The following is a 14,698-nucleotide window of genomic DNA, read 5'->3' as shown; positions in this document are numbered from 1 at the left end:
CGACCACTGCAGTGTGAGAATTTTGGCACCTCGCGGAGCTCGCCCCCAGGCACCCAGCGTAGCCGTCTGGGCTGAATGCTGGAACCGCTTGGTGGTAGGGGGAGCCTAGGTCGATTCAACCACCAGTTCTGCGTGGCTAGGTGCGGGTGTTTCAGCGCGGCTACTCCTCCACCCGCAACTTGGCCAGATAGATCGCCGCTTTGCCTTGGTGCGAGGAGTAGTAGCTCACCAGCAGGCGGTTGTCGTCGAATACCAGGCCGGGATAGCTGCAGTCGCCACCGCTGGGTAGCTCGCAGAGCTTGGTCAGCTTGGCCTCATCGACATCCAGTCGGCCGATCACGGTCTTTGGCTTGCCATCGACGTACATGCGGCCAGCGGTCAGCCAGTGGCCCGCCTCGGTCTGGATGAGGTTGGGGCCACCGACGTAGGCCCCCAGGTCGCGCCATTTCCAGTCGGTGTAAGGTGGAAGGCTGGTGCCGAGATACGCCGTACGATCGTCCGCCACCCCGTCGCGTCGCTGCAAACAGACCATCGTCCCGTCGGAGTCAAAGCGGATCGTTGCCTCATTAGGGTGTCCTTTGCCGAACAAACGTTCGACTTGCGTCTGGACGTGATTGTCCCCCTTGAGGGTCACTAAGCTGGTGAACGGTTGCCCCACAGACGCTGGGTATTCGACGCCCCAAGCGGTATCATCACGCCAGGTGACGCGCCATAGCCAACGCCCCGGCTGGACCACAATCTCTGGTGTGCTCCACTCGTCGCGTTTGGTGGCGGTGGCGGTGAACGATCCGGTGGGGGCCGACTCCCCATCGGCCTTGCGAGGTGCGGCACCCCCCAGAATCATTAGCCGGCCATCGGGCATAACCGACAAGCTGGCGTCGCGGAGATCGTAGCCTGCGAGCTCGAGCCGAGCAGCCGATTGCCAGTCATGCCCGTCCTTGGAGGTGAGCACCCGAATGGCCCCATCGGACGAAACGTGTTGCCGGCCTTCGCGAAACGCACAGACGAGCTGGCCCCGCCATTCGATCAGGTCGGTAAAGGCGTTGTGCGGCGCTTGATCCCAGATACGCTCGGCGCCGATCAAAGTGACAACAACGGGTTCTTGCTGCGTCTCGTTGGCCAAGGCGACGCTCGACGAGATCAACAGCCCAGCTAGGAAGCACACGGGTGTCTTGCACATCAGAAGTCTCTCGGTGGACTCATCGACCGGGGGGACCGAAATTGTAACTCATCCCGCGACCGGACGTGGCCACTTCGAAAGAGCAAAAGACAAGGCCGTCGCTCGTCTGCGAGACGCTTAGGCATTAGGCGAGCAAAACTGGCGATTCTGCGGACCTGGATCCTCCTCCACCGGGCCGGTTTCCAATAGAATTCTTACACCCGGTCGGCTACAACCAGGAATGCGGAGCGGTCTGTCCATGGTAATGCCGCGGGAAAAAGGGTTTTGTCGCACCTGCGGTGAACCGAGTACAACAACTCCTGCGACAAAACCCAAAGTCGGTGCCGCAAGTTGCGACGAAGAAACGACTTACGAAATGTCGCAGTTGAATCGAGCAAGGAGTTTTGTCGCAGTGAATCGTTATTGCGCGAAAGTGCGACAAAACAGTGCGACAAAACTGCCGATAACTGATGTTCCGCGGGAGGCTTGTTTCCGACGAGGCGTAGCTCATCGGCTATTGTGAACCAGCGTTTGGAGTTGCCGGTCCTTCGAACCTGACCCCCGACCCCCGAATCCCGACCCCTGAATCCTGACCCCTTCCCAGCGATGTCCCAAATTCAAGTTGCCCAGCGTGTGACGCGATTGCCGCCGTACCTGTTCGGTCGGATCAACAAGATGATCTACGACAAACGCACGGCCGGCGACGACGTGATCGAGCTCGGGATGGGCAATCCCAGCGATCCGCCGCAGGCGATGGTGATCGAGAAGCTGGCCGAGGCGGCCCGCGATCCGCGGAACCATCGCTACAGCAAGTCGAACGGCATTGCCAACCTGCGCCGCGAGGTGGGGGCCAAGTACTTCAAGAAGTATGGCGTCCGCCTCGACCCCACGGATGAGGTGATGGTGTGCCTGGGCTCGAAAGAGGGCTTCAGCCACATGTGCCTGGCGATGATGGGCCCCGGCGATACGGCCATTGTGCCCGCACCCTACTTTCCGGTGCACGTGTACGGGGTGGCGCTCGCCTCGGGCAACGTGATCACGCTGCCGGTGGCCAACAGCGAGAAGTTCCTGAGCGACATTGCCTACACCTGCGAAACGCTCTACCCGCGGCCGAAGCTGCTGATCCTGTGCTATCCTCACAACCCATCGAGTGTGGTGGTGGAGCAGGCGTTCTACGACGAGGTGGTGAAGCTGGCCAAGAAGTACAACCTGATGGTGATCAGCGACTTCGCCTACGCCGACGTGGCGTTCGACGGCTATCACCCGCCCAGCTTCCTGGCTTCGAAGGGAGCGAGCGACGTGGGCGTCGAGTTCACCACCATGAGCAAAGGCTACAACATGGCCGGCTGGCGGGTGGGCTATTGCTGCGGCAACCGCGAGATGATCAACGCCCTGGGCACCATCAAGGGCTACTACGACTACGGCATGTTCCAGGCCATCCAGATTGCCGCTATTGTGGCCCTGCGCCATACCGATGCAGCCGTGGAGGAGCAATCGCTGATCTACCAAAGCCGCCGCGACACGCTGTGCGATGGCCTGGCGCGAATGGGCTGGGAAGCCAACGTACCGAAGGCCGGTATGTTCGTCTGGCAGCCGATCCCCGAGCCCTGGAAGAGCCGCATGAGCACCATGGACTTCGCCATGATGCTGCTGGAGAAGGGCAACGTGGCCGTAAGCCCCGGCAGCGGCTTCGGCCCCGCCGGCGAAGGCTTCCTGCGGATGAGCCTGGTTGAAAACGAAAACCGCCTGAAGCAAGCCGTGCGGCAAATCAAACAGTGCTTGAAGGAGGCGGAAGAGGAGTGGGGTAAGCAGGAGGAAGTCGTGGCGGAGGCGTAGTCTATCTTCCATCTCGGCCGGGGGGGCAGACACTAACCAAAGGGAGAACCCTATGAGCTACGTCGACCTGATCTGGACGGGGCTATACGTAGCACTAACGGTGCTGAGCGTCGTGGCACTGGTGTCGGCGGCTGGCTTGGTTGGGGCGTTCGGGCCCACGGTCTATGGGGGCGCCATGGCGTCTGGATTGATTCGCGGGGCTCGATCGGATACTCGTGAGCGGCGCGAGCCGGAAATCCCTTTGGCAGCTTGGAGGCAGTTTTTGCCCTACGGCGTATTGCTCACGTTATTATTTTGGCCGGCAATCCTTCCGGCCCTGCTGGGGCGGTGGCAGATTGCAATTTCGGTAATCTGGATGATCGTCATCGGCATGCACCTGGGTCGCTATGTCGACCATTGGTTCTACGGCTGAGCAGCCACCCAGACCGGCCGAGGCGTGGCTCTCCGGCACTTTTGGCGGCTTGAATACGGGCCGCCTACTCGCGTACCATTGCGGCAACGCTTGAATCCCGATTTAAACCCACCAGACGCCTGACGGCGTCCGCTCGCCTGCCATGACTGCCAAACTCGCTCTGGAAGATGGAACCGTTTTCACCGGCACTTCGGTTGGAGCCGACGGCGAGGTCGATGGCGAGGTGTGCTTCAACACGTCGATGACCGGGTACCAGGAGATTCTCACGGACCCCAGCTACCGCGGGCAGATCGTCACGATGACCTACCCGCAGATCGGCAATTACGGGGTTAATGCCGAGGACGTGGAGAGCGCCAAACCGCATTTGGCGGGGTTCATCGTTCGCGAGCACAGCCGCACCCAAAGCAACTTTCGCTGCGAACGGAGCCTGAGCGAGTACCTCGAAGAGCACGGCATCGTGGCCATCGAGTCGATCGACACCAGGGCGCTGGTGCGGAGACTACGATCGCAGGGCTCGATGCGGGGCGTGCTGTCGACCGTCGATATGGACGACGCCAGCCTGGTCGAGAAGGCCAAGGCCAGCCCCGGCCTGGTGGGCCGCGATCTGGTACAGGAAGTGGCCGCCACCGAGGCCAAGCAGTGGAGCGAGCCGCTGAGCACCTGGACCAAGCTGGAGTCGGACGCTCGCGAAGCGAATGCCGACAGTCCGCATGTCGTGGCGATGGACTTTGGCATGAAGTGGAACATCCCCCGCCACCTGGTGGACATGGGCTGCCGCGTGACGGTAGTGCCGGGCGGGTACAATGCCGCGCAAATCCTTGAACTCGATCCGGACGGAGTATTCCTTTCCAACGGACCTGGCGACCCCGAGCCGATCGAGTACGCCATCAATACGATCCGCGACCTGTTGGACAAGAAGCCGGTGTTCGGCATCTGCCTGGGGCATCAGCTGCTGTCGCTGGCCTGTGGTGCGAAGACGTTCAAGATGAAGTTCGGCCACCGCGGTGCGAATCAGCCGGTGCACGACCTGCTGACCGAAAAAGTGGAAATCACTTCCCAAAACCATGGCTTCGCCGTGGACGAGTCGACTCTGCCCGACTCGCTGGAAATCACACACCGTAGCCTGAACGACGGCACGGTCGAGGGCGTCCGGCATCGCGAACTTCCGGCATTTTCGGTGCAATACCACCCGGAAGCCTCCAGCGGCCCGCACGATAGCCACTATCTGTTCGAGCGCTTTTACGACTCGATGTCCAAGTGATAGGGGAGAAGATTTGCCTGTGGGCAAATCGTAACCTAGTCTTCTGATGTTGCCCGATGTGCGCGTGAAGTACACCTCGAGCCGCACCCTTTTCCCTCCTGTCGTCGCCGGTTGAGTCGGTCAGGCTCCTGCGGCCGGAAGTCGACAGTTACCTTTTCCTACAAACGGCACTCACGCATTGGATTGCGAGCGCGGCAAGTTCCGTGTGAGCGATGGGATGCCCAAGGTGCCCAGTGAGTCAACTGTGCCCGAGCCCGACGACATCATCCGCAGGTGCATGGACGCCTGGAGTCATGAACAGGAGGAATATGCTGCACAGATATCCGAATCGCTTGCGAGCCTGCAAGCGTATGAGGAGCAACTGCAGCAGTGGGAGGTCGAACTGACGTCGAAGGCAGAGGACATCGAACAAAATCGCTGCGAATTGGAAGAGCGGCGCAAGGAACTGGTAAAGCAACAAGCGACCGACCTGGCGATGACCGCCGAGTTGGATCAAGCGCGGGCCGAGTTGGACGATTTGCGTCAACGTTTGAGCGAAATGGAAGATCCTGTCGTCGTGGCCAGCGCGGCAGTCACCGATACGGAGCAGTACTCAAGCCGTAGTAGTAAGACCAAGTCGAGTGCGGAGTTTCTTGACCCTTCGGTGAGCGCCGTGGCCAAGCAATTCCAGAAGCTGCGTCAGCAGCAAGCCGCTCGACGTTCGCGGTAACTACGGAATCCTAGCCTTCCTCCCTTTCTCTTGCGACAACAGCCATGCAAGTCACCCTGCAACAAGAGACCTTGGTACCATCGTGGCGGCGATGGGTATCCATCGCGCTGCCGGTGGCGGCCGTCAGCACCTTCCTGCTGGGAGTCCTTTATCGCAACGTTGCCATGATGGCCATCGGCGCCGTGGCGCTGTGCGCCTTGTGGCGTAGCGTGGGGGTGGCCGCGGCGGCCAAAGTGCATCAACTGGTGTCGCGGCGAGGGGCGCAACTGCCATCGCAAGTGCGCGCCGAGATCACTCGTCGCCGGCATGCCGAGGTTCCCGGATCCGATCCCGATTCGCCCGAGCCGCCGCGCCACGAATCGCCGGCCGAGCACCGTGCTCGCAAGGCAATGCGCAAGCCAACTGCCACCTCCGATCTGGTGCAGACCATGATCGACCAGGGACGCTACTCCCTGCTGCTGCGGCACGAAACTGCATCGCAGCTATCGGATGAAGAACTAGCAGAAGTACTGGCGGTTTTGGACGACCAGATGTCCGTGGTCCCCGCCGGACGCGTGCTACTGGGCGAATACGCCGAACGGGCCAACTGGGGCAGTGCTCCCGTGTCGGCCGACTGCGTGGGCCTGGTACACATCGAGGGCTGCTATCTCGACCGATTCTGTGTGACCAACGAGCAATATCAGCACTTCGTCGACGACTGTGGCTACGAGCAATTTCAGCTATGGCCCGAAGAGGCGTTGCCCGCTCTGTTCGAGTTCGTCGACCGTACCGGCGTTCCGGCTCCCGCGGGTTGGCACAATGGGCAGCACCTCGAAGGTGCCGAACAGCTTCCGGTAGTTGGCATCAGTTGGTACGAAGCCTGTGCCTACGCTCGCTGGGTCGGAAAACGTCTGCCGACCGACGCCGAGTGGACCAAGGCGGGGGCGTGGCCCGTCGAGACTTCGCCCGGTCGGGTATCGCAACGCCGTTATCCGTGGGGCGACACCTTCGAATCGCGCAAAGCCGCGCTGTGGGCCAGTGGCGGACGAGGTCCCGTGCCTGTCGACTCGTTCGAACTCGGGGCATCGCTGGGCAGCGTCTATCAACTGATTGGTAACGTATGGGAATGGACTTCCTCGTCGCTGGATGCAACCAGCCGGGATGCGACCAGTTCGAACGACGGTCACTCGATGCAGGTGTTGCACGGCGGTGCCTTCAATACCTATTTCGAGAACCAGGCCACGTGCCACTTCCGCAGTGGCGAACGCCCCCTGGCCCGCCGAAACAACATTGGTTTTCGCCTGGCCCTGTCGTTCGACGTGATTGCCGACCAGGAACTGAACGATACCGAGTCGAGCGAAGAACCACCCGCGGCAATTGAAGAATGAACCAATCAAGGTTAAGCGACTGACTTATAAACCACTACAAATCACCACAGGCTTGTGTTCGACAGCCATTCGCACTTGGGCGATTGTCGCAACCCTGGACCCAGGCCCCTAGCCCCCAGAAGACCATGGCCACACTCACTCGACTTCCCTTGGACACGTACCTGCTGGCGGGGCAGGCAGCACCGTTGGAGTGTGCTATCTGCCAGCACGAAAATCGGGTGTCGGCCGAGGTGTGCCACAACTGTGCGGCGCCGCTGTCCATTGCTCGCATCAACCAGGAGGTCAAACGCCCGGCCCACCTGATTGCCTGCATTGGTGCCGCGAACACGGGTAAGACCAGCTACCTGGGCATGCTGATGGATATGCTGATGCGCGAGTCGGCATCGCTGCGAACCACGCTGCTGGGGCCGCGATCGATCTCGCTGCAACAAGCCACCACTACTGCCCTGGCGGCCGGGTGGTATCCGGACAAAACGCCCCGCGACCCCGAGCTTACTTGCTGGGTGCATTGTCGTGTGGAGTGCGGCCGGCGTCGTCGACGTAGCGATGTGGCGTTCGCCGACTTCTCAGGCGACGCTTTCGTCGAGGAACTCGAGCAGCCGGGAAGCTTCCCGGCCATTCGGGCGATTTTGGGCAAGTGCTCGGCCGTGATGGTGATGGCCGATGCCCAGCGGTTGCAGTCCGGCGAACACGACGACGATTACATCGCCTTGAAGATGCTCTCGTTAATTGACGAGTGCAACAAGAAGGACCGCAAGAAGAAGCACTGGACGAATTCTGCCAAGAATTTGCCACTGGCCATGATCTTCTCCAAGGCCGATACGACGCCCGCCTGTGCGGACGATCCGATGACGTTTGCGGAGAATCATGCCAGTTCCTTATGGCAGGATTGTCGCCGGCGATTCCCCATGACCAAGGTGTTTGCTGCCTCGGTTACCGGTGCCACGGGGTACAAACTCGTGGGCGGCCGCCGCTGCCGGGTCCCCCTGCGGGTCGAGCCGGCCGGCATCTTGGAGCCCTTTGCCTGGCTCGTCGAGCAGATGCCCTAACCGCATCGCGGTGAACCGCGTGGTTGGTAGATTGCTGTGAACCTGGTGTCGCTGATCAGCGTCTTTTCTGCTGTGGCAGCGTGACGGGTCGGCCATTTCTGCCGCGTCACCCACTTCCCTCGACTCTAGCTTTCCGATCTCCGCGATGAACCGTTCTTGCTCCCGCAAACGTCGATTGAACCAACCGTCCAGGCCTGTCGCCTACGGAGCGGTATCGTCGTGTGCCGAGGGAGTGGAACTCGATTCGGTAGATTTGGATCAACTCGAAGAGTTGGACAACACCATCTTTGCCGCACTCGACGGCGACCCCGCCGCGCTGGATCGCTCGCGACAACTCTGGCGAACTGTGCAGCGCGAAGTGGCGGCACCGCTGGTCGAAGAGAGCCAAGCACAGTATGCCAAGCGAGCCCTGATGGTATGGGATGCCACCCGCTCCAGTCCCGAGCAGTCCCTCACGCGGGCCTTTGCGGCGCTGGAGGTCCTCGGTTTGATGGCCGACGAATAGTGCGCTTTGATCCTTGGGGGGAACGGTCTGGCTGGTGGCGTCGGTCCGCCGCGAATCGTTCGCTACCCAGGCAGCCGCTATTCCAGCGGTAGTTGAGCTTTCGGGCCCATCAGGAACTTGCAGCCCAACCGGCTCGTGGCGTGCTGAGTCGCTTGCCAGACCACCCGAGCGATCAATTGAGCTCCAGGGAGGCCCAGCTTGGCAAAGTCTACGGCGATTAACGGTGCGTTCCAGCGCCCGACGGCGGCTAGCTGCATGCCCGAGATCGACAGATTCATCAGGGTGACATCGACCGCCATTTCGGTGGGGCGCCCTTGTTCGTCCAGCGGAATTCCCACCACGCCATTGTCGACTTCGAAGCGGATGTGTTCCCGACGTTCGTCTACCTGCCGGTGGCTGCCAACCACCTGCCGAACCAACAGGACGGCACCCGGCTGTTCGGTACGCACCAGTTGCAGCTTGGTTAGCCAGTCGGACAGATTGCCTTCCGATTCGCCCGCCATGAACTCCGGAAGCAACGTCGGCGGATGCGTCGACCGCCCTTCTGTAAAGTAGTACTGGCTGCATTCAGGGCAGGGCACGGCCGATGCCCATGCTTTGACGCTCGGGGCCGCCCACTGCAACTCGCGGCTGCAGTTCCGACATCGACCGATCATTGGCGAGTAGCTGCTCGCCGGGGCGTTGGCGTTCTTCAACAGCAGGGAAATGGCTTCTTCATTCGAAAGGAAGCTTGACATGCGGGATTCCCGTAGGCTCAGGGTAACACGTTACAGATCAGTCCCCCCGGACGGTGAAAATTTAGCTCGGAGGTGGTGGTAAAGCGCGAGCTTTCCGCCGGCGAGCTTCGCCGACGCTTCACTTCGCTAGAAGGCGTGAACGGTTGTGTCGACTGCAGCGTGCCTTTTGCGGAGATCCGACGGGTGGGGCCCTGCCCAACAGTTGGTTGGTAGCGGCTGTGCAGCAGGGATAACCCCTCTGTAGCTGGGGGAACGCGGGCGTTGCGGTTAATCTGCGGTAGCCGCAGCTCATCTTCGCTGGGAAGACGGACTGCGGATGTCCGAGGGTGCCATCGGATGCGATTCGAGAGTGCCGCTTGCTCAGTCGGGGCAAGATGGGCGATCTACTCCAGGCGGGCGGCGGTCCTCGCCACCGGTGCAATTGGAAATCTCAATTTCCTGCGATTCGGGCGGTACCGAGCCCTTGCAAATGTGGTAGCCGCCCCACAATAATATGCGATTCCCTGTTAAGCCAGATTCACTAGCTGGAGAGCCAAAAGGTGTCAGTTCGCATTCGCATGAAACAGATGGGACGTACCCATCGCCCGTTTTACCGCATTTGCGCGATGGACAAGCGCGCCCCGCGCGACGGTAAGGTGCTGGAAGAACTCGGCACTTACGATCCGATGGTCTTGGACACGGACGCTCGCGTGAAGCTCAATGGCGAGCGAGTTGACTACTGGTTGGGGGTCGGTGCCCAGCCGTCGGAGAAGGTCGCCGTGCTGATCAAGAAGTACGGCACCAATGGAACCCACGCCGAGGCGAACTCGGCAGCCATGGAAAAATTGGCCCAGCCCAAAGCCGTGCCCGAACGTGGCGAGCCGGTAGCCAAGCAGAAGACGGCCGAAGAGATCGCCGCTGAAGAAGCGGCCGCCAAGGCCGCGGAAGCTCCTGCTGAAGAAGCCCCTGCCGAAGAGGCCCCGGCCGAAGGTGGTGAAGAGGCCAAGACCGAAGAAGCAACCGAGGAAAAGGCGGCGGAGTAAACCCACGCCATGCGGTTCGACGTGCTGACGCTGTTTCCGGAGATGTTTCCGGGCTACCTCAGCCAAAGCTTGTTGAACCTGGCCATCGAGCGCGGACTGGTGAGCGTCGAAGTTCACAACATTCGCGACTGGGCCAAAGGAAAACACAAGAACGTCGACGATCGACCCTTTGGTGGCGGACCTGGAATGGTGCTGTCGCCCGAACCGGTAGTCGAGTGCGTCGAAGCCGTTCAGCAGATGGACTCCTCGCCCGGCCGAGTGATTATGCTCACCCCCAGCGGCAGGCGGTTCGATCAGCGAGTGGCGGAAGAATACAGCAACGAGCAGCGACTGGTGCTGCTGTGTGGCAGATACGAGGGATTCGATCAGCGGGTGGTCGATATCCTTCAGCCGGACGAACTTTCGATTGGCGATTTCGTGCTCAACGGAGGCGAAGTGGCCGCAATGGTGGTAGTCGACGCTGTGGTGCGATTGGTGCCGGGCGTGCTGGGAGACGAGCAAAGCAATAAGCAGGACTCGTTCAGCAGCGAAAACCGCCTGTTGGAGTTCGCCCAATACACCCGACCACGCGAGTACCGCGGCCACGCGGTGCCCGAAGTGCTACTGAGCGGCAATCATCCCGAGATCGCCGAGTGGCGCAAGCAAAACAGCCTGGAGCGAACGCGGCAACGACGTGCCGATTTGCTGCCGGGCAACGGTGACAAACCAAGCGACAATCCTGGCAACAGCGCCGACGGCAACTGAGATCGTCGGCACAAAAAGATAAACGAGATATTTCGAGGGTACAAAGTCATGAGCCAACAAATTCTTGATTTGGTCGAGCAAACCAGCCTCAAGACCGAGGTGCCCGAGTTCGAAATCGGCGACACCGTCGACGTGCACACCAAGATTCTCGAAGGCGACAAAGAACGCATTCAGGTCTTCACCGGCGTGGTCATTGCCCGCAGCGGTTCGGGCAGTCGCGAGATGTTCACCGTCCGCCGCATCGTGAACAACGAGGGTGTGGAGCGGAAGTTCCCGTTGCACTCGCCCCGTATCGCCAAGGTGGAAGTGAAGCGATCGGGTGTGGTCCGCCGCGCCAAGCTGTACTTCCTCCGCGACCGTGTCGGCAAGGCGGTCCGCTTGAAGGAGCGTCGCCGGGACGCGAGCAAGTAACTCCGAAATCCCTTCGTGCTAGTTCGCATATTTCGGATATCTCAAGGTGTTGTCGGGAAAAATAGGTAGATTGAGCCCCCAGAGGGCGTTACCTCTATAGAAGTATAGCGCCGGCAAATTTGTCTTATTGCCGGTGTCGACGTTATACTGTCGGCTTCTCCCCGCCATTTTCTCACCTTGCTCAAGGATATCCGTCAGATGACTAAGCGGTCTACTTCGCGGCGTCAATTCTTACAGACCAGTTCCGCAGTAGGGGCGTCCCTGCTGATCACCGGCACCCATGCTTCGGGCCAGGTCAAAGGTGCCAACGAACGTGTCCGCATGGCTATTGTGGGCGTCAACAGCCGCGGCAAAGCCCATATCGATGGTTTTGGCCGTCGCGATGACGTGGAGATTGCCTGCATTGTCGACCCCGATCAGAACGTGCTGTCGCAGCGGATGTCGCACGTCGACAAGGCGACCGGTGGCAAGCACAAGTGCCGGACGGAGACCGACATCCGCAAGGTGCTGGAAGATCCCAGCATCGACGCCATCAGCATCGCCACGCCCAACCATTGGCACTCGCTGATGACCATCTGGGCTGCCCAGCACGGCAAGCACGTGTACGTCGAAAAGCCGATGAGCCACGACATCGCCGAAGGTCGCGTGGTGGTCGAGGCCCAGAAGAAGCACAAGGTCGTCATTCAGCATGGCACCCAGCGTCGTAGCGATGCGGGGATCGCCGGCCTGCACGAAGCGCTGCACAACGGAACCCTGCCTCGCTTGAAGATTGCCTACGGCTACGCCTGCAAGCCGCGGCGTGGCATTGGTTTCAAGGATCCCAAGTCGCCGCCGAGTAATCTCGACTGGACCTTGTGGAAAGGCCCCGCGGTGCTGGACGCCTATCACGAAAATCTGGTGCACTACAACTGGCACTGGTTCTGGAAGACCGGCAATGGCGAACTGAACAACCAGGGCACGCATCAACTGGATGTCGCCCGCTGGGCGCTAGATCCCGACCAGACGCATCCGGCCCGGGCGATGGCCATCGGCGGTCGCTTCGGCTGGGACGACCAAGGCGAAACGCCCAACACCATGTTTGGCGTGGCCGAGTATCCCAACGGCCAGTACATGATGTTCAATGTTCGCAACTGGGAACACGAGAATTACAAGACGAAGGTGACCAACGAGTACTACCTGGAAGATGGTAGCGTGATCGTTGGCGAAGGTCGCTACAAGATCAAGCGGCCAGGTAGCGACAAGTTTGAATCGCTGTCGTTGCCCAGGGGCAAAGTTACCCCCGGCGGAAATTGGGCCAGCTTCATCACGGCCATCAAGGCGAACGATCCCACGTTGGTCAACGGTGGCGTCGAGGACGCCCACTACTCCTGTGTGGTGGGTCACATCATCAACGACAGCTACCGCCTGGGCGAGGAAGTGCCGTTCAACGAGAAGGCCGTGAAGTTTGGCGACAATGCCGATGCGGCCGAGCACTTCCTCAAACTTCACGAAATGATGAAGAAGGATGGTGGTCTGACCGACTCGGCCAACTACAACGTCGGCCCGTGGCTCGAGTTCGATGCCACCAAGGAAGTATTCGTAGGCGACCGCGCCGACGAAGCGAACATCCTGCTCAAGGATCCGACGAATCCAGGCTTCGAAGTCCCCTCCGTCTCGGAGGTTTGACGCCCATGTCAGCGCTCACCAGCTGGATCAAGCGGCTGCGGCCCACGCCGCAGCCGCTCGGCCAGCGTGGCGAGCGGTACGTCGCTCGCTGGCTCCGCCGGCAAGGCTACAAGATCGTCGCTGGCGGCCAGCGGACCCGCTACGGCGAACTCGATCTAGTGGCTGTGCAGGGCGAAACCATTGTGTTTGTCGAAGTCAAAACGCGACGCGCCCACAGCCTGGCCGACGCCGCGGCGGCGGTGGACGAGGAGAAGCAGCGGCGGATCGTGCGAACCGCCCTGGCGTTTCTCAAGCATCACGGGCTGCTGGAGTATTCCGTTCGATTCGACGTGGTGGCTCTGGTTTGGCCAGAGAATGCCAAAGAGCCGCAGTTGTTGCACGTGCCCAGTGCCTTCGAGCCCGAGGGGCAGGGGCAGTTCTTTCGTTGAGGCCACCTGTCGGGGACGCATCTTCCCGCTGCGGTCTGGATGGCGCCCGCCCTTTTCACGGCAACTTCGCGCTCGCGTGGCGCAGAGGCGGATTTCGTGTAAGCTGACGGGAGTTAGCAGCACTACATCCAAGGAGACCGCGCATGGGACTGCTGGACGCCTTTGGCGCCAAGACTCCCCAAGACAAGTTTGCCGAGATGCTTCTCGACCGTTTGAAGCAGGGAGGCGAAACTCGGCAAGTATCGTACGATGCGGAATCGTTCACTCTGTGCCGCGACGAGGACGACCAGACGTTCTATCTGGGCAACGCCTTCGCCGAGTACGAACGGGCGAGCGAAGAAGACCGCGAAAACGTGGTGCGGGTGTTTCTGAGCACGTGGTTTACTTCGCAGTTCGAACTGCCCAAGGCATTCGACGACGCCAAGGCCGATGTGCTGGTCACCGTGCGGGACCGCAGCTACTTCGAAGTCGATATTCCGCTCTGCTCCGACCAACTGTCTCTGGCCGAAGGGCTGATCTACAGCGAATTTGCCGAGTGCCTGGCGATCGCCCCGGTGTACGACATGCCGACATCCATCCGCTCGCTGAGCGAGGAAGACCTGGCGGCGTGGGACGTCACCCTGTTCGAGGTAATCGAGGTGGCTCGGCAGAACCTCCGCGAAATGACTCAGCAGTGTGCCCAGATGGGCGAGCTGTATGTTTTCTCCAGTGGCGACAGCCACGACGCGGCGCGAATTTTGCTGACCGACGTCATCGAAATGCTCGACGTCCGCGGAGCACCGGTTGCCATGGTGCCCAACCGCGAACTGCTGCTGGTAACAGGCGAGGATAACGGCGAAGCCCTGGAGACGATGGTCGCCATGGCCCAGCAAGGGCTGGAGCACGAACGCCGCATCAGTAGCGCCGCGTTCCGTTTGTCGCAGGGATTGTGGTCGCCGTGGCTGCCTGAGCCGGACCATCCGTTGCGATCGGCATTCGAGTTGTTGCGCGTGCAGGGCGTCATGGCCGACTACGAGCGGCAGGAAGAATTGTTCCGCAAGCGAGCCGAGGCCGGCGACGAAAGCACCTTTCTCTCGCGCTACTCGGCCATGCAGGGCGAAGATGGCGTCGTGCGGAGCTATACCATTTGGCCGGCGGCCATGCCGGCGCGATTACCGCGGGTGGACTACATCATGTTCATGGCGTCCGACGAAAATGGCATGCCCAAACATCTGGCGGCGGCCGCCAGGTGGGAGGAAGTGGAGCGGGTGGCCGGCCACCTGATGACTGCCGAGGATTGCTACCCGGCAAGGTACCGTGTCGACGGATTTCCCGACCAGCAAGTGCTCGAGGATCTGGGCACACCCGACTGGATGGGCCCGGGTTGAACTCGGCGGCCGCTCGGCACGCTCGC

15 protein-coding genes are annotated in these 14,698 nt (G+C 61.0%); 13 read left to right on the top strand and 2 right to left on the bottom strand.

What is annotated here, in order from left to right; translation table 11 throughout:
• Positions 1–160: 160 nt before the first annotated feature.
• The gene (locus NG895_RS13145; protein WP_252852966.1) at positions 161–1,180 is read right to left on the bottom strand and encodes an exo-alpha-sialidase; all 1,020 of its coding nucleotides are present in this window, start codon (positions 1,178–1,180) and stop codon (positions 161–163) included.
• Between the two features lie 585 nt (positions 1,181–1,765).
• On the opposite strand from NG895_RS13145, the gene NG895_RS13140 reads away from it, so the two are divergent.
• The 7 genes from NG895_RS13140 (at position 1,766) to NG895_RS13110 (ending at position 8,298) form a co-directional block, all read left to right on the top strand.
• Complete coding sequence (locus NG895_RS13140) at positions 1,766–2,995, top strand: aminotransferase class I/II-fold pyridoxal phosphate-dependent enzyme (protein WP_252852965.1); 1,230 nt, start codon at positions 1,766–1,768, stop codon at positions 2,993–2,995.
• A gap of 52 nt (positions 2,996–3,047) precedes the next feature.
• Positions 3,048–3,407: a hypothetical protein gene (locus NG895_RS13135; RefSeq protein WP_252852964.1), complete on the top strand. Its 360-nt coding sequence runs from the start codon at positions 3,048–3,050 to the stop codon at positions 3,405–3,407.
• Positions 3,408–3,549: 142 nt separating this feature from the next.
• Positions 3,550–4,668, top strand: coding sequence for a glutamine-hydrolyzing carbamoyl-phosphate synthase small subunit (gene carA / locus NG895_RS13130; RefSeq protein ID WP_252852963.1), 1,119 nt, complete (start codon positions 3,550–3,552; stop codon positions 4,666–4,668).
• A 178-nt stretch (positions 4,669–4,846) separates the two neighbouring features.
• The gene (locus NG895_RS13125; protein ID WP_252852962.1) at positions 4,847–5,377 is read left to right on the top strand and encodes a hypothetical protein; all 531 of its coding nucleotides are present in this window, start codon (positions 4,847–4,849) and stop codon (positions 5,375–5,377) included.
• A gap of 44 nt (positions 5,378–5,421) precedes the next feature.
• Positions 5,422–6,744 (top strand): formylglycine-generating enzyme family protein, encoded by a 1,323-nt coding sequence (locus tag NG895_RS13120; RefSeq protein WP_252852961.1) that lies wholly within the window; start codon positions 5,422–5,424, stop codon positions 6,742–6,744.
• Between the two features lie 125 nt (positions 6,745–6,869).
• Entirely contained in the window at positions 6,870–7,793 is a 924-nt protein-coding gene (locus tag NG895_RS13115; protein ID WP_252852960.1) for a TRAFAC clade GTPase domain-containing protein, read from the top strand.
• A 145-nt stretch (positions 7,794–7,938) separates the two neighbouring features.
• Entirely contained in the window at positions 7,939–8,298 is a 360-nt protein-coding gene (locus NG895_RS13110) for a hypothetical protein (protein ID WP_252852959.1), read from the top strand.
• A 77-nt stretch (positions 8,299–8,375) separates the two neighbouring features.
• Here the strand turns inward: NG895_RS13110 and NG895_RS13105 are convergent, their stop codons facing one another.
• Complete coding sequence (locus NG895_RS13105; protein ID WP_252852958.1) at positions 8,376–9,035, bottom strand: PilZ domain-containing protein; 660 nt, start codon at positions 9,033–9,035, stop codon at positions 8,376–8,378.
• A 605-nt stretch (positions 9,036–9,640) separates the two neighbouring features.
• On the opposite strand from NG895_RS13105, the gene rpsP reads away from it, so the two are divergent.
• From rpsP to NG895_RS13075, 6 genes are all read left to right on the top strand, one after another.
• Positions 9,641–10,057 carry a 30S ribosomal protein S16 gene (gene rpsP, locus NG895_RS13100; RefSeq protein WP_425267230.1) on the top strand — a complete coding sequence of 139 codons (417 nt, stop codon included), beginning with the start codon at positions 9,641–9,643 and terminating at the stop codon, positions 10,055–10,057.
• A gap of 9 nt (positions 10,058–10,066) precedes the next feature.
• Positions 10,067–10,801 carry a tRNA (guanosine(37)-N1)-methyltransferase TrmD gene (gene trmD / locus NG895_RS13095; RefSeq protein ID WP_252852956.1) on the top strand — a complete coding sequence of 245 codons (735 nt, stop codon included), beginning with the start codon at positions 10,067–10,069 and terminating at the stop codon, positions 10,799–10,801.
• A 48-nt stretch (positions 10,802–10,849) separates the two neighbouring features.
• Positions 10,850–11,212 carry a 50S ribosomal protein L19 gene (rplS, locus tag NG895_RS13090; RefSeq protein WP_252852955.1) on the top strand — a complete coding sequence of 121 codons (363 nt, stop codon included), beginning with the start codon at positions 10,850–10,852 and terminating at the stop codon, positions 11,210–11,212.
• A gap of 198 nt (positions 11,213–11,410) precedes the next feature.
• The gene (locus tag NG895_RS13085) at positions 11,411–12,877 is read left to right on the top strand and encodes a Gfo/Idh/MocA family protein (RefSeq protein ID WP_252852954.1); all 1,467 of its coding nucleotides are present in this window, start codon (positions 11,411–11,413) and stop codon (positions 12,875–12,877) included.
• Between the two features lie 5 nt (positions 12,878–12,882).
• On the top strand, positions 12,883–13,305 hold the full coding sequence (locus NG895_RS13080; protein ID WP_252852953.1) for a YraN family protein: 423 nt from the start codon (positions 12,883–12,885) through the stop codon (positions 13,303–13,305).
• A gap of 143 nt (positions 13,306–13,448) precedes the next feature.
• A complete protein-coding gene (locus NG895_RS13075) occupies positions 13,449–14,672 on the top strand; it encodes a DUF1444 domain-containing protein (protein ID WP_252852952.1) in 1,224 nt (407 codons plus the stop codon).
• Positions 14,673–14,698: the final 26 nt, after the last annotated feature.

The organism is Aeoliella straminimaris, assembly GCF_024054565.1.
Classification (GTDB): domain Bacteria; phylum Planctomycetota; class Planctomycetia; order Pirellulales; family Lacipirellulaceae; genus Aeoliella; species Aeoliella straminimaris.
The sequence above is the reverse complement of the archived record's forward strand: the minus strand, read 5'-3'. Positions and strand labels throughout refer to the sequence as shown.

Excerpts from the sequence above, each read along its gene's own strand:
- NG895_RS13145 (WP_252852966.1), bottom strand. The coding sequence starts at position 1,180 with ATGTGCAAGACACCCGTGTGCTTCCTAGCTGGGCTGTTGATCTCGTCG.
- NG895_RS13140 (WP_252852965.1), top strand. The coding sequence starts at position 1,766 with ATGTCCCAAATTCAAGTTGCCCAGCGTGTGACGCGATTGCCGCCGTAC.
- NG895_RS13135 (WP_252852964.1), top strand. The coding sequence starts at position 3,048 with ATGAGCTACGTCGACCTGATCTGGACGGGGCTATACGTAGCACTAACG.
- carA (WP_252852963.1), top strand. The coding sequence starts at position 3,550 with ATGACTGCCAAACTCGCTCTGGAAGATGGAACCGTTTTCACCGGCACT.
- NG895_RS13120 (WP_252852961.1), top strand. The coding sequence starts at position 5,422 with ATGCAAGTCACCCTGCAACAAGAGACCTTGGTACCATCGTGGCGGCGA.
- NG895_RS13115 (WP_252852960.1), top strand. The coding sequence starts at position 6,870 with ATGGCCACACTCACTCGACTTCCCTTGGACACGTACCTGCTGGCGGGG.
- NG895_RS13110 (WP_252852959.1), top strand. The coding sequence starts at position 7,939 with ATGAACCGTTCTTGCTCCCGCAAACGTCGATTGAACCAACCGTCCAGG.
- NG895_RS13105 (WP_252852958.1), bottom strand. The coding sequence starts at position 9,035 with ATGTCAAGCTTCCTTTCGAATGAAGAAGCCATTTCCCTGCTGTTGAAG.
- rpsP (WP_425267230.1), top strand. The coding sequence starts at position 9,641 with ATGGACAAGCGCGCCCCGCGCGACGGTAAGGTGCTGGAAGAACTCGGC.
- trmD (WP_252852956.1), top strand. The coding sequence starts at position 10,067 with ATGCGGTTCGACGTGCTGACGCTGTTTCCGGAGATGTTTCCGGGCTAC.
- rplS (WP_252852955.1), top strand. The coding sequence starts at position 10,850 with ATGAGCCAACAAATTCTTGATTTGGTCGAGCAAACCAGCCTCAAGACC.
- NG895_RS13085 (WP_252852954.1), top strand. The coding sequence starts at position 11,411 with ATGACTAAGCGGTCTACTTCGCGGCGTCAATTCTTACAGACCAGTTCC.
- NG895_RS13080 (WP_252852953.1), top strand. The coding sequence starts at position 12,883 with ATGTCAGCGCTCACCAGCTGGATCAAGCGGCTGCGGCCCACGCCGCAG.
- NG895_RS13075 (WP_252852952.1), top strand. The coding sequence starts at position 13,449 with ATGGGACTGCTGGACGCCTTTGGCGCCAAGACTCCCCAAGACAAGTTT.